Genomic DNA, 22166 nt, shown 5'->3' with positions numbered 1-22166 from the left:
AGGTTCGTCAGGTTCCCCACGTCCAGCGTTCCCGACAGCTGGTTAGTGGAGCAGTCCAGAATTTGCAGATTCGTCAGGTTCCCCAGCCCGTCCAGCGTGTCCAGCTGGTTATTCTTGCAGTACAGCTCGGTCAGGTTCGTCAGGTTCCCCACGTCCAGCGTTCCCGACAGCTGGTTAATGGAGCAGTCCAGAATTTGCAGGTTCGTCAGGTTCCCCAGCCCGTCCAGCGTGTCCAGCTGGTTATTGTTGCAGTACAGCTTGGTCAGGTTCGTCAGGTTTCCCAGCCCGTCCAGCGTGCACAGTTGGTTATTCTTGCAGTACAGAACGGTCAGTTTCGTCAGGCTTCCCACGTCAAGCGTTCCCGTCAAGCCCTTAAGAGATAAGAACAATTCAGTAATTCTTTTCGGGCTGCTGGTGTCCCATTGTACCAATCCAGCCGTAGCCCAGCTTGCTGGGTTGTTGTTGTCCACGCCGCTAAGTACGTTGGATTCCGGGTGCGCGGCAAGAATCGCCTGAAACGCCGCAACGTCGTCAGCATTATAATCACTTGTATTGGCGCGATTCCCCCAGCCGTAGCGCACTTCAATTTTGGGCAGCACCGCGCTCTCGGCCAGCTCGTACCCCTCCGGCACTCCCGGCTGGAAATAGTAATTGCAGGGCTTTTCCCGCCCTTCCTCGTAGGCGGCGGGGGTGTCGTCCTCCCCGGTCGCTTTCCACGTCACGCCCTCGATCTGGATATGCGTCGGTACGGGTTCGGTGTCGTCGGACACGACATAGCCGGACGCGCCCAGCGTGGCGGGCAGGGTCAGATCGTTAAACTTTGTACCGACTGGGACGGTTTGGAATCGTACCGCCTCGTCCAGCTTGTCAAAGGCCGTGACGGTGACCGTCTCCGCGCCCTCCGGCGAAACGGTTTCCGACCCCGTTTCCTTTGGCGGGGTCAAATCGTTTTCGCTGGCAGGGGGAGTTTCTTTGCCGCTGTCCTTGTCCGGCTCCCCGGCGCAGACTTCGCAGACGTAACCGCAGAGCGTACCCGGAACGGCCTCTATGTAGCCGCAATCGGCGTCATGCTCGTGCTGGCAGTCCAGCTGATAGCAGCCGTCAGTGTGCGTGTGGCCCGCGTCGCTGCCGGTGGCCGTCTGCTCCACGTCCTCGTCCATGCCGCAGATCAGCTCGTCGGTGTAGCATTCCGGCGTGTGTTTATGTCCGCAGTCGTGGCCCGGTATGGCCTCCACATAGCCGCATGCGTCGTCATGGGCCGTGTGGTGTTCACACAGGCCGGTGCCTGCCGGGGATTCCACCGCGTAGGCCGTGGCCCCCAGCTGGGAAAACACCAGCGCGGCGGCCAGCAGCGCCGCCCCTATCCGTTTTCTCGTTCTCAACATAAACTTTCCCTCCTATCGTTTCGTATGCGGTCAGTCAGGGGACGTTTCCCGTAGCTCCTATGGAGCTACGGGAAATACCCCCTTCCAAACCATCTTGATTGCTTTTTTGAAAATCCTATGCTTTCCCGGCCCCTTGGCTTACTTCCATGAACCGGGAAAGCGCCTGCTCCATCTTATAGCGCGTCACCGGCTTTTGGCAGAAGAACGGCACACACAGCCGGTATGCCTGCACCCCAAAATCCAAATCGGAAAACCAGATGATTTTCCGGGACAGGAGCCGCGCGCTGGTGATGGTGTTTAAGCCCTCCACGCTGTCTTGCGCCACGATCACCGCGTCCGGCAGCGCCCGCTTTACCATGCCGTCCAGCTCCGGCCAGTCCGCGCAGCCCGTGATCTCTGCCTCCACCTCCATTTCCTCCAAACATTGGCGGGCCAAATCCATCAACTGTTCCCGCTCCGCTCCGTCGCCGTCGCAGACAATCATGCTCCACATGCGCGGCCTCCTTCCTGTCCAAATCGCTTTCTACACTTTCAGAATAGGGAAAAAACGGCGTTTTTCAAGGGGGTGGCCGCAACTTGACATTTTTGGCCGTAACTTGCATTGTCCAAACGGGATTTTTAAGGTAAAATGGTCTTGACAACGAAAAAATTTTGTGATGCGGAGGGAGGGCTTTTGACATGAGAGCCGCAATCATAGACGACCTAAAATCGTGCAGGGAGGAGTTACGGAAGTGCCTGCATCAATACTTAAACGAACATTACGCCGGGGAAACGCCCGCCGTGGAGGAGTTTTTCAGCGGGGAAGATTTTTTGTCCCAATTCCAGCCGGCGGCGTGGGACGTTATTTTCATCGACCAGTACATGGACGGGCTTTCCGGCATTGACACGGCCGGTCAAATCCGGGAACGGGACAAGCTGGCGGCGCTGGTGTTCGTTACCACAAGCGTTAGCCACGCCGTCGAGAGCTACGGGGTGCGGGCTTGCGGGTATCTGGTTAAGCCCTACGACTACGGCGACTTTGAAAAGACAATGGAGCTGGCCGGGGTGGAGAAGATACGGAACGCCCGGTTTGTCCGGGTGGAACATGAAAAGGTGCTGCTCCGTGAAATCCTCTGGTGCGACAAGGACGAGCATTATACCCAAATCCATACCGACAGGCGGGGCGTTTTCCGGTTCCGTCTGCCCTTCGGGGAGCTGGCCGGGCTGCTTGCCCCCTACCCGCAGTTTTTGCCATGCTACAAGGCTACGCGCCCTTGCGGGCGCTGAATACGGGAGACTTGACCGGCTGGGAAGTATGCTTCATGTTTGAAAGCGTCCGGCAGGACGCGCAGCCGCCCCGTTAGGGGCGATGAAAAAGGCCGCCGTTGGCGGCTCTTTCCCGGGGTTTGGGTTCCAGTACCCAACAAGCGTTTTGCGGGAGTGCATATACTCCTTCCCTGCTTGCCATGATTGTTTTCGGTGGGATTAGGATTCCCGTCGCGCATGAAAATAGCCCCGGCATGAGACGGGGTTACATCTCACACCGGGGTGGGGGTGCGGAACGATAGAAGCTCGTTTTCGGGGGTTCAGGTGAAATGATACAGGCCCCCTCGGTTTGGCGTCCGCAGAGGCCCATTCTGTCAGGGGTTTGGAGGCCTTATTATTCCGCTTTCGCAAACCGCTCTTTACCCCACGCCGTCCTTCCAAAGATAGACAACGGCTATCATATGCGAAACTTTAGCGCAGGGTTTTCCCGTTATGTAAGCGATAAAATCCCGCCCAAATCCCGCCCAACTTTACAAAAGTATGTTGCAAGAACTTTTAACACAGAATGGGGCGGATATTCGCAAACCCGCATGAAATCAAGGCTTTCCGCGTGACGCTATAAAGTTCTATACGGCCTTTTGAGCTGTTTTTTTGCTATTCAGGCAATAAAAAAGCTCATACAAACATTATATTTGTATGAGCTTTTTTACAGTAAGCAGACAAGCACAGACTAAAATTTTATAGAATAAACCGTAAACCACTCTTTTAATTGTACGTTTTTTCTAATATATTTTTCTGTGGATCACACCATACGTGTATTCTGAAAATCACAAATCTTGCAATTGGTTGCGCAATACACATTTCAACGAATAATGAAATAGCGAAATTACGAGGCCATTTGTAAAAAAAATTATGTATCGGTTCTAAAGTAATGGAACGGGTTCCAATCCATGTCCCAATCACAGTCAGTAAAATTGACATTAGAAAAACAGTGCATAAAATATTTATTACAATATGAGAATGGAAACTGTCATCTTGCGCAACGATCCCAGCAGTCATTTTTTCCGCCGGAATATATGTCAGCAGAACAATAGCTAGGACACTTAACCAGATAAAAGGCAGTACCGTTAAAACATCCTGCCAGACATAAAGATGAAATCCTGCTTCAAAACAGGTAATTAAAGGAGCTATAATATTTACAGAAATAATTGATATAATCCCCATAAATACAGCAAATTCTTTTTTGTTACGCGGTAATTTCATAAAAAAATCCATATAATCATTCCTCCTAAAAAAGAGCATAAAATCTACAATTATTGATTTTACGCTGAACCTATTATGTCATAATGTATTATCATTAACTATGTGTTTTTTCTCGGGTAAGGTGCTTCCTAATTACATCATATAACCTCCATTTTCTTCATCTATCATAAGGAATCCTTATTACAAAAACTGCTTAAAAACTTAAAACAAACAAAAAACAGCATAGAAATCAAAATTCTACGCTGTTGGCTGCTTGATTACATAATCATAACAAAAAAATGAGAATTGTCAATATTTTTTGGGCTGAGAATCATGAATTCTCCAAAACAGCTTTCGTCTAACCTTTTACATAATACAAAAGATAGGTAAAAATTAACAATATAATTAAGGATTAACAACAGCAAAATGACGAAATATACAAAAAACGAAAAAAATCACTTACATTTAAAAAAAAATTTGCTTATAATTTAATTACATAAAATTTTTGAATTTACGGAGGAATATCATGAAAAGGATAAAATCAGCGTGTATTACGCAAACACTGCATTTCATGTTAAAGGATGATGTTGGCCATGATTATGCTGTAAAACTTGTTGGAGAAGAAGTGAAAAAATACAAGGGACAGTTGGATAGAAGTATGACAAAATACAAGATTTTTTCAGAAGAAACACAGAGTGATGGCTCTGTCATAATTGAGATCAGGAAACAGTATAATTCATCTCCGGTAGGAAATTATCTGGATTAGACGTAATGTTTGTATCGAAAGCGTGCAGTTATCTTTTTAGGATAAATGCACGCTTTTAAGTATACCCTTACGGGTATCCCGTAACTTACGCCTTTCGAGCTTATGAGCTCCGCACGTAAAAACATGGAGAGGTGCATTATAATGGAAATCAGTATGTTGCTGGATGAAAATGTGGTACATAAATCATTTGGCAAAGGTGTTATAAACTCTGCTGATGGGAAATATCTGGATGTAGAATTCTTTAAAGGAAATAAGAAAAGCAGGTTTCTATATCCATCATGTATTCAGGGCTTTTTGAGATTGGAAAATGATGAAAAACAGGCAGAGGCAGAAAAGGACCTGGAGCAGTGGAAAGTTGAAAATGGAATCATGCAAAAAGAACAGTTAAGACTTATACATGAAAAAACGGCAAAAGCTATCAATGCAAGGAAAGCAGCAGCGAAGAAAAGCTGCAGGCCTTACAGCTGGTATTAGAGTATTGATGTGTCTGGTAGAAATCAGCTCTTTGTCAGTATGCAGGAAGGATAGGAAGATGAACGAAAATAAGAAACAGGCTTTAGATGCAGCCATATTAAAAATAGAAAAGGACTTTGGAAAAGGGGCGGTTATGCGTCTTGGAGATCCAAACGCAATCAGCAATGTAGAGATTGTGCCTTCCGGAGCGTTAAGTCTTGATCTTGCGTTGGGATTGGGAGGAATACCGAAAGGTAGGGTAATTGAGATTTATGGCCCCGAGTCAAGCGGAAAAACAACGGTGTCTTTGCATATGGTCGCGGAAATCCAGAAAAGAGACGGCATAGCGGCATTTATTGATGCAGAACACGCACTTGATCCCAATTATGCCAAAAATATAGGTGTAGACATTGATGAGTTGTACATATCACAGCCGGATAACGGAGAACAGGCGTTAGAAATAACGGAAATGCTAGTACGCTCAGGAGCAATTGATATTATCGTGATAGATTCCGTTGCCGCATTGGTGCCTAAGGCTGAGATTGAAGGAGAAATGGGTGATGTACATATGGGCTTACAAGCACGTTTGATGTCACAGGCATTGAGAAAGCTGACTCCGGCCGTAAGTAAATCAAAATGCATTGTAATTTTTATTAACCAGCTCAGAGAAAAAATCGGTATCCTGTACGGAAATCCGGAAGTAACTACGGGAGGGCGTGCATTAAAATTCTATTCATCCGTAAGGCTTGATGTAAGAAGAATTGACCAGATAAAAGTTGGCGGAGAGCGTGTCGGAAACAGAACCAGAGTAAAGATAGTAAAGAATAAGATCGCGCCGCCTTTTAAAGAAGCTGAATTCGACATTATGTATGGCACAGGTATATCAAGAGAGGGAGATATTCTTGACCTGGCTGTGGAAATTAATGTAATCAATAAAAGCGGTTCCTGGTTTTCTTTTGATGATATGAAACTGGGGCAGGGTAGGGAAGCTACCAAAGAGTATCTGAAAGAGCATCCTGATTTTATGGTGCAGGTAGAGCAGAAAGTCAGAGAACACTATCATTTGCAGGCTGATAGCATCGGGAATGTAGTCACCACAGTACCTGTGGCGGAAGAAATTGGCAGCGCTATTCCGGAAAAGCAACTGCAGGAAAATATTTTTACGGAGGTTTAGCATGGAAGAAACATATGTTATTACAACAGATGGAATTATGAAAAAAGACGAGGCATCGGGCAGCGTTGTGCGTGAAATCAGTACGAAAGAGGAATTGGAAGATCTAATTGAGAGAATACCTTACATTCAAACGCTTCAAGCTCCAAACAGCAAATTCCGTAAAGAACGGTATCAAATGGCGTTAGATGAATGTGATGATATAGAATGGGTAAAAATCATTAAAAGCGTATACCTGCGGATGAAAGAAAAGCGGTATGATGAATTTGAAGTTGAATACGCGGATAGGGCGAAAGCGTTTTTATATAAAGAAATTGCAATTCGTTTTGAGATCCCATTTGGCGAGGTAGAGGAGTTTTTGAATAAAACGATTCAGAAGGGATTGAAGGAATTTTGATTCAATCCCCTGACGGCCGGCCATCCTATGTGGAGAATCTGCGGCTGCACTGTAACCGTACACTGCTGTGCTTCAGAAGTAGATGGAAGGGTAATGCAAAAATTTGTCATTGAATAAACTGATGAATTATAGACAGCTTAAAACTGTAAAGGGCAAAAAATAGTGGGTAGGATTCGTGCGGAATTCTACCCATTTAGTTTTTCAACTCAATAATGAATGATTATACCGATACGCACTGAAATGGTAAATATGCAAGGACTGGATGCGATAGAAGAAATCAAGCTTGTGCAGGATACAATACATGCCATTGCAGCTCATTGGCAGCTTGATATTATCTGAGTCAAGGATATGTGTTCAAAGATAGATCGCAGTATCACCCTATTAGGTGAAGAACATGATATGATGCTACGATTGTAAAAATCATAGACCCAAAATACGATTTTGAATCTTTCAATGTGTCCGGTATTATATAGCAGACACCTTTAGGTACAGCAGGAGGAATTCACAAATGGCATCATAAGATGGGAGTGAGGTGGTTGGTTCAGGGAAGATGATTGGACTGGCTGGCAGGAATATATGACAGACCTGGCAGGACATCTTCAGGTGCTTCTCTTATCGGTCACAATCGGGCCGAAGGGGGCGATTTGAAGGAACGTGTGTATATTTCTGTAGGTTAGAATGTATCATAGGACAGCGTGAATACGCAACTGTATTTAGGATTAAAGGAGGATGGCATGACTTTTTTTGAACAGGAACTTAAAAAACTCTTTGCAGATGATACTGCTTTTATGGACAAACGTTTTATTGGGAATGCCTGCTATGGAAGACTGGACAATAATATACGGATAAAAATTCGTTTTACGACATGTGGTGTTGCAGACCAATATGAAGCATTAAAAGTCACCCTGCTGAACCGAAATGAGGGTGAGATAGATAACATGATGCTGCATTTTCATGACCTGTGGGGAATAAAAAAGACAGGAAATCCTAACTTTGGGGAAGGGATTAGCCCCCATATATGGAGGTACCGGGAAAAAACCGAGTGGTATGTGTACCAGCCGAACAAGGATGATTACCAAAAGCTTGCTGATGCGGTTAGGGCCTATGTGGAGACATTCCAAGAACCAATACAAGGCCAGCAGATGTGTTGATAATCCGGCCTTCCGGATGGAAAGGTGTGGGCAGACGAGTTGTTCATTTGGGATTTTGTCGTAGATACGGTATTTGAGGATATCATTGAATGGTTTTATGGACAGCTGATAGGCTTTCTGAGTTCGTTTTTTGGTATGATGGGAAACATGGGCGCAGAGATATTTGATCTGGTATGGGTTCAGGGGATTGTCCATTTTTTTGTCTATCTTGCCTGGGCGTTATATGTGACCGGGCTGGTGGTGGCGGTATTTGAATGTGCCATTGAATATCAGACCGGACGGGGAAGTGTGAAGGATACAGCTCTCAATGCAATCAAAGGCTTTATGGCAGTAGGATTATTTTCCAGTGTGCCGGTGGAGTTGTACCGGCTGGCTATCACACTTCAGGTACAGGTAAGCGCTGCCATATCAGGACAGGGTGTTGGAGTCACGGAACTTGCCGCAGGCATCATGGATAACCTGTCATCCGCAGGTTCATTGAAGGAGGCAGACCTGTCCTTCCTATATGGTGGACTGGACCCGGCGGGAAACGGAATCTTTACCATCTTCCTTATCATCATGATGGGGTATGCAATCATTAAGGTGTTCTTTGCCAACCTTAAACGAGGGGGAATCCTGCTCACTCAGATTACGGTAGGGAGTTTATATATGTTTTCCGTTCCCAGGGGATATGTGGATGGTTTCATGAACTGGTGCAAACAGGTGATTGGTCTGTGTCTCACAGCCTTCCTGCAGGCAACCCTTCTGACAGCAGGGCTTTTGGTCATCCGAGAGCATGCCTTATTGGGGCTTGGAATTATGCTGGCCAGTGGTGAGGTACCAAGGATAGCGGGGCAGTTCGGCATGGATACAAGTACAAGGGCCAATCTGATGGGCTCCGTCTATGCTGCCCAGAGTGCAATTAATCTTACAAGAACGGTGGTGACGCTGATACCAAAATGATGACAGGACTGGTGTATATAGCAAGCCCTTATGCGGGGGATGTTGAGGCTAACCTTACCTTTGCAGGGCAGGCAGGCCGATATTGTATGATGCAGGGCGGCATACCTGTGATTCCACATATGATGTATCCTGCGTTCCTGGACGATACAGATCCGGCACAACGCGGACTGGGAATAGAAATGGGATTAAGGCTGATGGAAGTCTGCGACTGTGTATGGATATGTGGGGAGCATATATCCGCAGGAATGAAGCAGGAACTGGCTTTTGCCAATGGGATTGGGAAGGAGGTGAGGTTCGTGGGACGGGATGAAATTACTGCATCGGTAAATGAAAGGCAGGAAATGTTGACAGGAATGGAGATAGGATGAATGGAGGGAGGAGGTAAATGAGATGACCTATTTATATCCGGATCATCTAAGGGCAAGGGCCACCTTGTGGCTGTGGGATTTAAGGGATATCGGATTTATAGGTATAGGAGCCGTGTTCTCCATCGCCTGTTTTTCGGTCAGTGATATCCTGGTACCTATGGTATTGACAACCGTATATGGTTTCCTTTCCATCCAGTTTGATGGCACACGCATCCGGGATTTTATCCTATATGCATGTGCCTTTTTTGTGACCCGGCAGCAGACCTATGAATGGAGAAGAAGATGAAGAAGGAAAAAAAGGATAAAAAGACGGGACAGAAGAAGGAAGGGACACGGCAGCTAATTGGTATCCAGGAGATAACAGACTATAGCCTGCGGACAATGGAACATGGTGAGCTGGTATTTTTCCTGATTCATCCAAGTAACCTGTCTGTCCTGTCGGAGTCAAGCCTGGCTGCCAGAATATATGGTCTCATGACGGTCCTAAAAGGAATGGCAGAGCTTGAGATGCTATGCCTGAACAGCAAAGAGAACTTTGAGGATAATAAGAAATTTATTCAGGACCGGGTAGAGGAGGAAGAAAATTCTGCCATCCGAAAACTTCTTGAGGCGGACCTGAAGTTCCTGGACCAGATCCAGGTGCAGATGGCCACGGCACGGGAGTTCATTCTTGTTGTGCGGCTTCCGGGAGAGGAAGAGAAGGAAGTAGTCCCGTATCTGAATCGAATTGAAAAGACCCTGAATGACCAGGGATTCACCACAAGAAGGGCAAATGGAGATGACATCCGCAGGGTTCTGGCTGTGTATTTTGAACAGAACGTGACCACGGAGCGGTTCGAGGAATCAGATGGTGAGCGATGGGTCATATTCCATGACCATTGATGGGGAGGAGGGAACAGTAATCGGAAGAGAAAGAATGAATCGGAGGGATGATGAGGTATATGTGAAGGATTTTATAGACATGGTCAGCCCTTCCATCATCCAATTTGAGATAGACCATTATGTGTGCGGGAACACCTACCGGTGTGTATGGGCACTCAGGGAGTACCCGACCAGTACTGAGGAGCAGGCCATCCTACGGAACCTGGGCGAGAAAGATGGAGTGACCCTGCGCATCTACACCCGGCAGGTTTCCCCGGCAGAGGAACGGAAAATCATCAGCAATGCTGCCAATAAGAACCGGATGCGGCAGGGGAGTACGGAGAACCTTCAGGATACCATCACAGCAGGCAATAACCTGCAGGATGTGGCCGACATTGTTTCACAGATGCATCGGAATAAAGAGCCGCTTCTGCATACAGCTGTATATATTGAACTGACGGCAGCGGATCCGGAACAGCTTAAGCTGCTACAGACGGAAGTCCTGACAGAACTTGTGCGTTCCAAGTTGAATGTGGACCGTCTGCTCATGAGACAGAAGCAGGGGTTCCTCAGTGTGATGCCATCCGGGTGGAACGTGTTCAGGGAACAGTATGAACGGGTGCTCCCGGCCAGCAGTGTTGCAAACCTGTACCCATTCCATTATTCCGGGAAGACGGATCCGAATGGATTCTACCTGGGCAGGGATAAGTTTGGGAGCAACATCATCGTGGACTTTAACCGGCGTGCGGAGGATAAGACCAATGCCAACATCCTTATTCTGGGAAACAGCGGTCAGGGAAAATCGTATCTGTTAAAACTGGTTCTGTGCATCATGCGTGAAGCGGGAATGGATGTCATATGCCTGGATCCGGAAGGAGAGTACCAGGATTTGGCGGAAAACCTGGGCGGCTGTTACATTGACCTCATGACAGGCGAGTACAAAATCAATCTGCTGCAGATACGGTGCTGGGACGAGGATGGAAGCCCGAATGACACAGGAGCCCCCATGGCATTCCGCCAGACCAGCAGATTGAGTCAGCACATTTCATTCCTGAAGGATTTCTTCCGGTCCTATAAGGATTTTACAGACCAGCATATTGACGCCATTGAGATCATGGTTGGGAGATTGTATGAACGGTTTGGTTTTACGGACAGGACTGATTTCAAGAGACTGAAACCTATGGATTATCCCATTCTTTCTGATTTATACCAGCTGATTGAGGGGGAATACCAGGGATTTGATGATACCAGGCGCCAGCTGTTCACAGCAGAACTCCTTCAGGAAATTCTTCTGGGGCTTCACTCGATGTGCAGAGGAGCGGAGGCTCCTTTTTTTGATGGGCATACCAATATTACGGATAACCATTTCATCGTGTTCGGTGTCAAGGGACTATTGCAGGCCAGCAAGAACATACGCAATGCAATGCTGTTCAACATTCTATCCTATATGAGTGACGCGCTCCTGACCAACGGCAGGACGGCTGCCAGCATTGATGAGTTCTATCTGTTCCTCAGCAACCTGACGGCGGTCGAGTACGTCAGAAATTTTATGAAACGGGTCCGTAAGAAGGACAGCGCTGTTATCCTGTCAAGTCAGAACCTGGAAGACTACAACCTGCCGGGAATTGCCGAATATACCAAGCCGCTTTTCGCTATCCCGACACACAGCTTCCTGTTCAACGCAGGGGCCGTGGATGCAGGTTTCTATATGGATACCCTCCAGTTAGAAAAGAGTGAATACAACTTGATTCAGTATCCTCAGAGGGGCGTATGTCTTTATAAATGCGGGAATGAACGTTATAACCTGATGGTCCAGGCACCACCCTATAAGGCCAGACTGTTCGGAAAGGCGGGAGGGCGATGACAAAGCAGCAGGAAAACAAACAGGTACCGGGGATGCGAGAGCAGCGCTTCGGCATTGAGATAGAATTGACCGGGCTTACACGCAGGGCGGCGGCTGATATCATTGGAAATTATATGGGAACCACGCCAGTTTATATTGGCGGTTTTTATTACGTCTATGAGATACCGGACAGGGAAGGGCGTCAGTGGCGTGTTGTGTTAGATAGCAGTATAAAAGTAGAATGCAAAAGTGGAATTGCCAATGACGAATACAAGGTGGAGGTGGTAAGTCCCATCTGCAGATACCCGGATATTCCGGATATACAGGAGATTGTTCGCCAACTTCGACACGGTGGGGCCATCGCTAATAAGTCCTGCGGTATTCATATCCATGTGGATGCCACCTCTCACAATGCACGGACTTTGAGGAATATCACGAACATCATGGCCAGCAAGGAGGACTTAATCTATAAGGCATTGCAGGTTGAGGTGGCACGGAAACACCAATACTGCCGACCAGTGGATGAGACTTTTTTAGATGAGATGAACCGGAAGAAGCCGAGAAATATGGATGAGGTAAGCTTGATTTGGTATGGGGGAAGAAGCAGGAGAAGCAAGCATTACGATAAGACACGTTACCATTGCCTGAATCTGCACTCCGTATTCCAAAAGGGAACGATTGAGTTTAGACTGTTTAATTCCACGACCCACGCCGGAAAAGTAAAGGCATATATCCATCTATGCCTGGCCATTAGCTATCAGGCGCTTATCCAGAAATGTGCCAGTAGAAGGAAGACCACAAGCACAAATGAAAAATATACCTTCCGTACCTGGCTGCTTCGCCTGGGATTGATAGGGGAGGAGTTCGCCAACACCAGAAAGCATCTGCTTGAGCATTTGGACGGCTGTATCGCGTGGAAGGACCCGGCTCAGGCAGAGCGGCAGAAGGAGCGTCTGCGGGCCAGACGTGAAATGGAGGAGAACGCGAATCAGGAAGGAAAGGAAAACTTGGAAGGAAGAGACGTATCGAATCCTATGACGAAAACCGGAATGGAGGAAAAAATGGAAGAGGGAAAGTTATATGTAGCATATGGCTCTAACCTGAGCCTGACACAGATGAGACGCCGATGTCCCACCGCCAGGGTTGTTGGGCTGGCGGAACTGATGGATTATGAGCTGCTCTTCAGAGGCCGTCGGGAAAATGCGTTTGCAACCATCGAGCCTAAACAGGGCAGCTGTGTACCTGTCATGATATGGAGAATCCAGGGGGATGATGAGTTGGCACTGGACCGATATGAGGGCTATCCCCACCTATATGAGAAGAAACAGGTGGAGGTATCCATGGGAAGAGAGCAGATGGAGGCCATGGTATATGTCATGACTCCGAGTCAATCCTTTGGCCGACCATCATCCCGGTACCTGAATATCATCCGGGAAGGCTATCGTAATGCAGGGTTTGCCCCAGTGGTCCTGGAGGCGGCTGTCAATGATTCAGTACGGCTGGCCATGCAGGAGGATGGACAGCAGGAAGGGATGACAGGGATGGACTCCCTCAGATGATGAGGAAGGAGGTAAGTTAGTATGGCAGCACCTGTGCTGGCAGCCATCGCAAAGGCATCCATCCTGGCGGCAGCCGATGAATCACATAGGAAACGGATGGCGACCATATTTGGGCTCATTCTATCCCCTGTCCTCGTGGTTATTCTACTCATAATGGGTATGCTTTCCGGGATGACCGAACATAACCAGAATGCGGTAAGGACCGTATTCGAGAATGGAAAGTTACCGGAAAAGACACCGGAGGAATATCGGGCATTCATTGTAGGGATGCAGAACAGCTTCAACCGGATAGGAAATGTAATCGACGAAGTTACCGGAATGATTGAGGAAGGAGAGATAGATAGAATGATGGTAAAGTCCATCTTCTATTCCCTTTTTTATGATTATGAGGGCCTCCCTGTTTCATTATCCGTGATACAGGAATTCGTGGACTGCTTCGTGAGATATGAAGAACGGACAAGGGAAGAGACAGATGATGATGGGAATACAACAGAGGAAACCTATCTGGTGGCGGTTCCGCTTACCAGCCAGACAGAGATTTACAGCAACATCCGTTCACGCCTCCGGGCAGTAAATGACATAGACCAGGCCAATGCGATTGAAATATATTACCGGATGGTGTATGGAGTAGGCGCACCAACGGAGGGGGATGGATTCGGGGAATGGTCTGAATGGAATGGGACCTTGTCGTCTGAAGCCTACGAGGCTATCTGTAGTGATCTGCCGGAGGGGGAGGCGGGAAGTCTGGCTGTGCAGCTTGCCATGACCCGACTGGGAGATCCATATTCCCAAGCAAAGCGCGGACAGGGGGACTATACGGACTGCAGTTATCTTACCCTATGGGCCTACCGGCAGCTGGGTGTCTGTCTTCCAGGCACGGCAGCGGAGCAGGCGCAGTACTGTGTGGAGCGTGGACTGGTGGTGACAAGGGCCAGTCTTGTACCGGGGGACCTGATATTCTGGTCCCATAAACCGAATGGAAGATACATGAACATCACCCATGTGGGAATGTATGCGGGTAACGGAATGGTCGTCGATGCATCCTCCTCACGTGGCAAAGTAGTTTATAGGAACTTGTTCGATGCAGACAAACAGGTTTTATATGGACGTCCGGCTCTGCTCAGTACAGCCGGAAAAAGTGAACAGGAGAATTATAGAAACGAACACAAACCAATATAGAAATGCAAGGAGGATATGACCATGGCAAAGAAGAATATCACAATTGGATTCCCGGAGGAAAAACTGAATGTATTGTTATATTTCTTAAATCGTGAGCAGCAGAATCTGGAGCCATTGTTAGAAGAACAGCTGGACAGACTGTATAACCGTACCGTACCGAAACAGACCAGGGACTTCATTCAGTTCCAGATGACAGGCGAGCTTGCAACTGAAACAGAGGAAAATCAGGAAGCAGGGAAGGAAAACACACCAGGAACAAAGGAAACAGTCAAAGAGGCAAAACGGAATAAACGGCAGGAACGCCAAACCGGTCAGACGGTTGTACAGAAACCAGATGCGCCCAAGTTAGATGAAGACGTACAGGAGGAAGACGGCCCTGGCATGCAGATGGGGATGTAAGATGCGGCAGAATGATACCAGGATATTACTGTGGAAGGAGGGGTAACTAACATGGTTTTTCAGGAATTCATATCAACAGTAGCCAAGAGAATGGAAGAAAGATATAAGGAGATGGGACAGGATTATTCGGTGACAATTAAGAACCGGGAGAGGGTGAACCGGGAAAATAGTTGTTCAATTGTCGTAAAAAAGCCAGGCCAGCTACAACAACCAGGCATTGTAATGAACTCCTTTTATGCTGATTTTAGTAAAGGAAAAAAGAAGATGGACGAGATTATTGACCAGCTAATGAAAACAGTTGAGGAGGAAAACTTGGGAATCCAGCTGAATGGTTCTTATTTTACAAAGGACAGAATCTTAAAGAATATCCGTATGGAATTGATCAATGTGGACCGGAATCGGGAACTCCTATCCCATGTACCACATCGGATGGTTGCTGACCTGGCAGTCATTTATAAATATATCATTCAGGATACGGGAGAGGGGATAATCGATGCAACACTGACCAACCATATGATTGCCGGAATGGGAATCCATGAAGATGAGCTTTTTCAGATGGCCATGGATAACCGTAGAGAAAATGCCCCATACGTCATCTGGAACCTAGAGGATGTCATTCATGGATTAAACGAAAGCCTGGGAATGGAAGAAACTCCTGAAGAGGATGGCTTGGATTCGTTTTTAGATTGTAGCGTTTTGACATCACAGGATGGATTATTTGGTGCTTCCTGCATCCTATATCCGGAAGCAGTGAAGGAGCTTGCTGCCGCCAAGGGAGGAAACTTTTTCCTTCTGCCATCATCCATTCATGAATGGCTTGTTATACCTGATGTTGGAATATACGATGGTTTAGAAGATATAGTCCGATTCGTGAACCAAAATGAGGTGGGAGAAGAGGAAGTCCTATCAGACCACGTCTACTATTATGATGTCCAGAAACAGGAGTTGTCCATCCATCAGGCAGGCGAGGAAATCGAAATGGACGCTGATATAAATGGCGGACCGGATATGGGACGGATGGATTTTTTGAGTTAAGTCAAGAAGTATTTATTGAACGAGGGAGGTTTATTTTGAAAAAGGCAATCATCCAACTGAAATATGATGAAGAGAAACTGTCGGCATTGGAAAAGTATATGATAAAGAAAGAGGCGGATCTGGAGGTGGAACTTCTGCATACCCTGCAGAAATTATATGAAAAATATGTGCCGCCGGCCGTCAGGGAATATATTGAAAGCCGGGAAACATGTGAAGGGAGGACTGGCGTGAGGAGCCAGGAACGGCGGAACACTGCCAACCGGGCAAATGAGGGAATACTGGAAACAGGGGAAGGAACATGGAGCACGGAGAATTCGTAAGACAGCGTACGGATAAACCAGGCCTGTGACGCACGGTAAGCCAGCGTGTGGGCTTTTACAGAGGAGAGTGGGAGTACCGAGCATGTTAGGAAAAAGCGACGGAATTTGGGCGGATTTGAGAAAACAGCGTAAAATCAAGTACTGAGACAGGGATATCATGGACCATCAGCATGCAGACTTCAGAGGTAATTCCGGCGTTCGATTTGTGTGCAGGTTAAAGGGAGGTGCACCTAAAGGCTCCCCTCCCAGTCACAAACGCCCGCAATGCGGGCGTTTTCTGCTTCCGCCAAGGTGCACCTGTTTGGAGGCCTGGTCACCCTTCAGGTGGTCTAAACACATGAAATATAGCGTATGTTCAAGGCTTTTAGACTGTTTTTGGGTGCACCTTTTAGGTGGTTCTGACAGGTATGCCCCTTGTTTTTTATAACATATGGATATGGACTTTCATCAGGATAATCGGTATTGTGGTGTCAAATGAAAAGGAGAGATACCGATGAGACAGAAAACAGGGAAAATCAAAGAGGAGATCCTGGCATTCATGGTTGAAATACTGGACAGTCAATGGCAGGAAAACAAGACACCGGAAGAACGTGTCATCCAGCAAAAGGTGAACGAGCGTTTGGATGGGTGGTTTAAACAGATTAGCGGGGAACAACGAGATGGGATTGAAGACTGCATTGATGATATGCTGGAAGAGAATTTGGCATGCCAGCTCTATTTGTATGAGGAAGGGGTGAAGGATGGGATACGTTTGATGAAGACGATATATAGATTATGAATCCAAAAGGAGGTGATTTAGAATAGAAATATACAGACAAGGTATGTGGATACTGGATGAAATCGATAAATGGATTGAAACGGCAAGAACCATAAGCGTGAGATACCAGAGTCGAAGGGCCGTCTGCTCTATGCATAGAGTAAATAAAGAAGTTTATAAGCCTACAGTTTAGACTGTCACATCATGTGATGGTCTTTTTTTGACTTAAAATTCCCCTTAGTTCCAGTTTGTAAATAAGGATGGGGTGAAACAAAAAGAGCTGAAGGCGCTATCTTGAAATGGAGGTGAGTGTTTGGAGGACGACACGAAGAAACGAATTCCGGTCTGGTTATATCCGAAGACCGTGAAGCGGATGGATGAGAGCCTGAACTTGGGAAATTGTAAAAGCCGGAGCGAATACATTGAGAAGGCGTTGTCATTTTATAATGGATATCTTTTATCAAAGGAAAGCAGCCCCTATCTGCCGGTTATACTTACCTCGGCCATGTCCGGTATCGTGGAAGCGTCTGAGAATCGGACGTCCAGGTTATTATTCAAACTTGCAGTGGAACTTTCCATGCTTATGAATCTGTATGCGGCTCAGAATGATGTGGGAGAGGAGATCTTGGAAAAACTGAGGGGTAAGTGTATCCAGGATGTGAAGCATACGAACGGTTCGGTGAATCTTGCATCTGTCGTAGAATATCAGAAGGGGAAATAGTACAGCAGGAGATGATTCGGAGACAAGGAGGATTGGATGCCAAGAATCATATTGAAGTGCTGTTATATCAAACACGAAAAGGCACATCTGGCTCATCTGGTACGCTACATTGCAACACGGGAGGGGACGGAGAAAGCCAGAAATACACACGAACATCTTCCGCCAACTGCCAGACAAAAGCAGTTGGCAGCTGAATTAGTCCAAATGTTTCAGGAGATTCGGGAAACTTATGAGTACCAGGACTATCAAGTGAATCCGACTATGGGTAATGTATCAGCGTTCATAAGCGTGTGCATAGAGCAGAACATTGACCTGATAGCCAAGAAGGAAAATTATGTGGATTATATTGCAAACCGTCCAGGTGTGGAGAAGGTTGGTACACATGGTCTGTTTACGGATGCAGGGGTTCCGGTTATGTTATCCAAGGTGCAGAAAGAGGTGGCAGGACATGAAGGACCTGTATGGACCTTCGTCCTATCTATCCGGCGGGAGGATGCCGGACGACTTGGCTATGATTCTGTAAAGAGCTGGGAAGCATTGCTGCGCAGCAAGCGGATGCAGATGGCGGAAGCAATGAAAATCCCGCCGGAGGAGTTGGTATGGTATGCAGCATTCCATAATGAGGGACATCATCCTCATGTCCACATCATTGCCTATTCCCACGACCCGGGAAAGGGCTATGTCACCCAGAAAGGAATTGAGCAGATGCGTGCGGTGTATGCAAAAGAAATATTTAAACAGGATATGTATGAACTGTATCAAGCGCAGACTCTGCAGCGAAATGAACTGGTACAAGCAGGTGAGGATACATTGAAAACATTGTACAAAAAGATTGAGGATGCATGGGAAGGAGGTGACAATCTGGAGCAGCTGTTGCTGCAGTTAGCGGTAAGCCTGAGACGGACAAAAGGAAAGAAGGTATATGGTTATCTTCCGCCGAGGGTGAAACAACAGGTGAACCGGATTGTGGATGAACTGGCCATGAATCCTATCGTAGCTGAATGTTATCAAAAATGGTATGATTTCAGGTTGGAAATCTTACACACCTATTCAGACCAGATGCCGAAGCCGCCGCCGCTTTCCAAGCAGAAAGAATTCAAACAAATCAAGAACATAATTATCCGCGTGGCTATGGAGTTGGAACCGGCCGGAACATGGAACCTGGAACAGCAGATGGATGATATGGGCCGGACGATTGTGAAGAATATGGAGAGCGAAGCAGATGGACCTGAGCTTCCGGAAGGTGCTATGACAGAGGAGGATATTCTCTATGAGATAGAATCCATAGAAAATGGGGATGCCGTACAGAGTGCGGGACTGGTGAATCCGAATGTGGCATATAAGCTTGGAACTAAGTTCTATAAAGAACAGGCCATAGAAAGGAATCTGGGAGCATACATCTATTGGCTAAACCACAGTGCAGGACATGATAATCAGAATGCCCAGTATCTGTTGGGTAAAATTTATCTGTTTGAACCGATGGTCAGGGATGTGAAAAGCGGCATGTTCTGGCTGCAGAAAAGTATGGACCAGGGGAATCCATACGCAGCATACCTTCTGGCGCATAAAGATGAATGGGTCAGGGTACAGCTTCAATCAGGCATCATCCGTCTGTTCCACCATCTGTCAGGAATATTTAAAGAGCAGATAAAAGAGGACCAGAGCAGAAACATGGAATGGATTGACCTTAAAAGGAGACAAAAACTCAAAGCAAAGAAAATGGCACAAGGAATCCGTGGATAAGGAGGGGATGTTGATTGGAATACATCGCTTTCACAGAAGAAGAAAAGGAACGGGCCGGGGCTGTCAATCTGGTGGAATTCCTTACCCGCCAGGGAGAGGAGATGGAACCGTCTGGAAGCGAATGGCGTTGGAAACGTCATGACAGTGTGACGGTGCGTGATAACATCTGGTACCGGCATAGCTGCAAGTATGGCGGTTCTCCGATTCAATTCCTGCAGGAGTTTTATGACATGACTTATGTTGAGGCAATGAAGTCTCTGTTGGAAGGTAACTATCAGCCGGTCATCAGGGAAGGTGGCAGTATACCCTTAAAAACAAAAAACAGGGGAAGATTCCAACTTCCGGAGCCATACGAGAATGCGAAACGTGTCATGGCCTATCTTTCCAGGACACGTTTCATTGATTATGGAATACTCAGGTTCTTTATTGATAAGGGGATTATCTATGAAGAAAAGAAGCGGCACAATGTTGTGTTCGTTGGCTTTGACAATCAAGGAAATGCACGGCATGCCCATATGAAAGGGACCTATACAAATGGTGAAAGCTTCCGTCTCAATCTGGAAGGTTCAGACCCTGCCTATGGATTCGGATACAGTGGAAAAGGTTTAAAGCTATATGTATTCGAGGCAGCTATTGACTTATTGTCGTTCCTCACACTTTATCCTTGTGGATGGACGCAGCAGACTTATGTCTGTCTTGATGGATTAGCTGAACATGCAATGCTCCAGGCTCTTTACAGTCATCCGCAGATACGGGAAATCATATTATGCTTAGACCATGATCCTGCGGGTATTGAGGGATGCTATCGGTTAAAGGAAATACTGAATGGAAAGGGGTATGATAAGGTATCACGTCTGGCACCCAGGAATAAGGACTGGAATGAAGACCTGAAGGAAATGCATGGAATTCAGCCGGTACCAGCCAGAGAACATCCCAAACTCCAACAGTGCATGAAGTTGTGTGTTTGGTTGAAAAACCTTGCAGACCGGCCATGCACAGAAGAGGAAACTCTAAAACAGATTCATGATTCCCATCATCACTTAAGGATGGCAACACAGCGGCAGGAAACATATAAGGAAGACCATGGAGCGGAGATTCTTATGTGTCTGGAGGATATGGCCGCAGCTGGATTCCAGCGGTTATTGGAAATTCAGAGGATGGAAGAACCATCTTATACCAGAGAACAGCTTGCGAACCAGGTTTTTAGGTCTTACCAGCCACATCGTGACAGAGGAAAGATGCGGGCCAAATCTGAGGAATTAAAAAGGATTGCAGAACACCTCCTTCATTGTGATAAACAGCTATCCTGCAGAGATGGGGTTGAAATAAACAAGGATTCTCTCGAACAATTAACCCTTGCTTGTCTGAGACTCCATATCCAGATAAATGTGACAGCAGAAAAAAAGAGGGAGGAATTAGGAAGGGAGATATCATATGCTGGCATGGAATGTGTTGGAGGATAGGAGGGGAATGGCGTGTATGGTTCTGGTGTGACATTGCTCATTGTCATAGGGCTCTTTATGTTTGTGGTGATTGGCGGGATTGCAATGATATCCTGCCATTATACATTGGATGGAATTAAAAGTAAAACGGTAGGGGATGGTCAACATGGAACCGCCCGTTTTGCATCAAAACAGGAAATCCGCAAGACATTCACCCACGTTGAATATCTTCCAAAGGAATGGAGGAAGGGACGGGGATTGCCGGAGGTACAGGGATTAATTGTAGGGGGAATCTTCAAAGGAGAAAGAGTGAGAGCATTGGTTGATACAGATGATGTCCATACACTCATGATTGGAGCAGCAGGTGTGGGTAAGACAGCATATTTTCTTTACCCGAATATTGAATATGCCTGTGCCAGCGGGATGAGCTTTATCTGTACCGATACAAAGGGAGATCTGTACAGAAACTATGCCAATATTGCGAGAAAATATTATGGCTACAATATCTCCATTCTGGATTTGAGAAACCCGACCAGGTCGGACGGAGACAATATCCTTGGAATGGTAAACAAATATATGGATCTGTATTTGGAGGAACCGACAAACTTGGCGAACAAGGCCAAGGCAGAGAAGTATGCGAAGATAACCGCCAAAACCATCATCAGCTCCGGGGGAGGGGATTCCTCCTCTTATGGTCAGAATGCATTTTTCTATGATGCAGCGGAAGGACTGCTCACCAGTGTGATTCTGCTGATATCCGAATACTGTCCCAGAGAGCAGCGTCATATCGTGAGTGTATTTAAATTGATTCAGGATTTGCTTGCCCCATCGCCGGTGAAGGGAAAGAACCAGTTTCAACTGCTGATGCAGAAGCTGCCGGCAGACCATAAGGCAAAATGGTTTGCTGGAGCAGCGTTAAACACAGCGGATCAGGCCATGTCCTCCGTACTCTCCACCGCCATGTCACGCTTAAATGCATTTCTGGATTCGGAGATGGAGCAGAGTGCGACACGTTCCTAACTGAAAAGGTTAGGCACAAGGTCAAATCAATGGAAAATTGAAAGGAGTTTCACAATTACGAACTTGTAGAACTGATAATTCGACAGGTGGAATGATGGGGTAACGCCCTGAAACGCCGCCCTAATACTCCGATATGCATAGTAAACGCAATCACAGCTGTGTGTAAA

Annotated in this window: 23 protein-coding genes and 1 pseudogene; 21 read left to right on the top strand and 3 right to left on the bottom strand. The window is 46.8% G+C overall.

Going from position 1 to position 22166, the window contains the following annotated elements; all coding sequences use genetic code 11:
* A partial coding sequence (locus tag LI015_RS10140) for a leucine-rich repeat domain-containing protein (RefSeq protein ID WP_227124877.1) occupies positions 1–1385 on the bottom strand: 1385 nt, incomplete at its 3' end.
* 115 nt (positions 1386–1500) lie between these two features.
* Complete coding sequence (locus LI015_RS10135) at positions 1501–1878, bottom strand: hypothetical protein (RefSeq protein ID WP_227124875.1); 378 nt, start codon at positions 1876–1878, stop codon at positions 1501–1503.
* A gap of 185 nt (positions 1879–2063) precedes the next feature.
* On the opposite strand from LI015_RS10135, the gene LI015_RS10130 reads away from it, so the two are divergent.
* Positions 2064–2651 carry a LytR/AlgR family response regulator transcription factor gene (locus tag LI015_RS10130; protein WP_227124873.1) on the top strand — a complete coding sequence of 196 codons (588 nt, stop codon included), beginning with the start codon at positions 2064–2066 and terminating at the stop codon, positions 2649–2651.
* Positions 2652–3395: 744 nt separating this feature from the next.
* On the opposite strand, the gene LI015_RS10125 is transcribed toward LI015_RS10130, so the two are convergent.
* On the bottom strand, positions 3396–3905 hold the full coding sequence (locus LI015_RS10125; protein WP_227124871.1) for a hypothetical protein: 510 nt from the start codon (positions 3903–3905) through the stop codon (positions 3396–3398).
* A 493-nt stretch (positions 3906–4398) separates the two neighbouring features.
* Between LI015_RS10125 and LI015_RS10120 the strand changes: the two genes are divergently transcribed.
* From LI015_RS10120 to LI015_RS10020, 20 genes and pseudogenes are all read left to right on the top strand, one after another.
* Positions 4399–4638 carry a hypothetical protein gene (locus tag LI015_RS10120; protein ID WP_227124869.1) on the top strand — a complete coding sequence of 80 codons (240 nt, stop codon included), beginning with the start codon at positions 4399–4401 and terminating at the stop codon, positions 4636–4638.
* A 141-nt stretch (positions 4639–4779) separates the two neighbouring features.
* Positions 4780–5112 (top strand): hypothetical protein, encoded by a 333-nt coding sequence (locus LI015_RS10115; RefSeq protein WP_227124868.1) that lies wholly within the window; start codon positions 4780–4782, stop codon positions 5110–5112.
* 58 nt (positions 5113–5170) lie between these two features.
* Positions 5171–6265 carry a recombinase RecA gene (gene recA, locus LI015_RS10110; RefSeq protein WP_227124866.1) on the top strand — a complete coding sequence of 365 codons (1095 nt, stop codon included), beginning with the start codon at positions 5171–5173 and terminating at the stop codon, positions 6263–6265.
* Position 6266: 1 nt separating this feature from the next.
* On the top strand, positions 6267–6659 hold the full coding sequence (locus LI015_RS10105; RefSeq protein ID WP_227124864.1) for a DUF3379 domain-containing protein: 393 nt from the start codon (positions 6267–6269) through the stop codon (positions 6657–6659).
* A 734-nt stretch (positions 6660–7393) separates the two neighbouring features.
* Positions 7394–7810, top strand: a complete 417-nt coding sequence (locus LI015_RS10100; RefSeq protein ID WP_024725811.1) for a hypothetical protein — start codon at positions 7394–7396, stop codon at positions 7808–7810.
* Between the two features lie 39 nt (positions 7811–7849).
* Positions 7850–8752 carry a conjugal transfer protein TrbL family protein gene (locus LI015_RS10095; protein ID WP_038269142.1) on the top strand — a complete coding sequence of 301 codons (903 nt, stop codon included), beginning with the start codon at positions 7850–7852 and terminating at the stop codon, positions 8750–8752.
* A complete protein-coding gene (locus tag LI015_RS10090) occupies positions 8749–9120 on the top strand; it encodes a DUF7768 domain-containing protein (RefSeq protein WP_117626426.1) in 372 nt (123 codons plus the stop codon). Before LI015_RS10095 ends, LI015_RS10090 begins: the two co-directional genes overlap by 4 nt.
* 22 nt (positions 9121–9142) lie before the next feature.
* On the top strand, positions 9143–9406 hold the full coding sequence (locus LI015_RS10085; protein ID WP_002570011.1) for a hypothetical protein: 264 nt from the start codon (positions 9143–9145) through the stop codon (positions 9404–9406).
* A complete protein-coding gene (locus LI015_RS10080) occupies positions 9403–10002 on the top strand; it encodes a hypothetical protein (protein ID WP_227124862.1) in 600 nt (199 codons plus the stop codon). The genes LI015_RS10085 and LI015_RS10080 overlap by 4 nt, the downstream gene beginning before the upstream one ends.
* A gap of 34 nt (positions 10003–10036) precedes the next feature.
* Positions 10037–11845 (top strand): helicase HerA domain-containing protein, encoded by a 1809-nt coding sequence (locus LI015_RS10075; RefSeq protein ID WP_330628622.1) that lies wholly within the window; start codon positions 10037–10039, stop codon positions 11843–11845.
* Positions 11842–13383 (top strand): amidoligase family protein, encoded by a 1542-nt coding sequence (locus LI015_RS29000; protein WP_330628623.1) that lies wholly within the window; start codon positions 11842–11844, stop codon positions 13381–13383. Before LI015_RS10075 ends, LI015_RS29000 begins: the two co-directional genes overlap by 4 nt.
* 21 nt (positions 13384–13404) lie before the next feature.
* Entirely contained in the window at positions 13405–14562 is a 1158-nt protein-coding gene (locus LI015_RS10060) for a C40 family peptidase (protein WP_117626429.1), read from the top strand.
* Between the two features lie 21 nt (positions 14563–14583).
* Complete coding sequence (locus LI015_RS10055) at positions 14584–14961, top strand: DUF6103 family protein (protein WP_227124860.1); 378 nt, start codon at positions 14584–14586, stop codon at positions 14959–14961.
* 51 nt (positions 14962–15012) lie between these two features.
* Complete coding sequence (locus LI015_RS10050) at positions 15013–15996, top strand: DUF5688 family protein (protein ID WP_227124858.1); 984 nt, start codon at positions 15013–15015, stop codon at positions 15994–15996.
* Positions 15997–16031: 35 nt separating this feature from the next.
* The gene (locus tag LI015_RS10045) at positions 16032–16316 is read left to right on the top strand and encodes a DUF6103 family protein (protein WP_227124856.1); all 285 of its coding nucleotides are present in this window, start codon (positions 16032–16034) and stop codon (positions 16314–16316) included.
* A gap of 493 nt (positions 16317–16809) precedes the next feature.
* Positions 16810–17094, top strand: coding sequence for a hypothetical protein (locus tag LI015_RS10040; protein ID WP_227124854.1), 285 nt, complete (start codon positions 16810–16812; stop codon positions 17092–17094).
* A 292-nt stretch (positions 17095–17386) separates the two neighbouring features.
* Entirely contained in the window at positions 17387–17794 is a 408-nt protein-coding gene (locus tag LI015_RS10035) for a hypothetical protein (protein WP_227124853.1), read from the top strand.
* 36 nt (positions 17795–17830) lie between these two features.
* Positions 17831–19537 (top strand): MobP3 family relaxase, encoded by a 1707-nt coding sequence (mobP3, locus tag LI015_RS10030; protein WP_227124850.1) that lies wholly within the window; start codon positions 17831–17833, stop codon positions 19535–19537.
* A gap of 230 nt (positions 19538–19767) precedes the next feature.
* On the top strand, positions 19768–21000 hold the full coding sequence (locus LI015_RS10025; RefSeq protein ID WP_227124839.1) for a DUF3991 and toprim domain-containing protein: 1233 nt from the start codon (positions 19768–19770) through the stop codon (positions 20998–21000).
* 57 nt (positions 21001–21057) lie between these two features.
* Positions 21058–21981: pseudogene (locus LI015_RS10020) on the top strand (type IV secretory system conjugative DNA transfer family protein); the annotation flags it as partial.
* Positions 21982–22166: the final 185 nt, after the last annotated feature.

Origin of the sequence: Enterocloster sp. 210928-DFI.2.20 (assembly GCF_020554465.1) — a bacterium.
Taxonomy (GTDB): Bacteria; Bacillota; Clostridia; order Lachnospirales; family Lachnospiraceae; genus Enterocloster; species Enterocloster bolteae.
The sequence above is the reverse complement of the archived record's forward strand: the minus strand, read 5'-3'. Positions and strand labels throughout refer to the sequence as shown.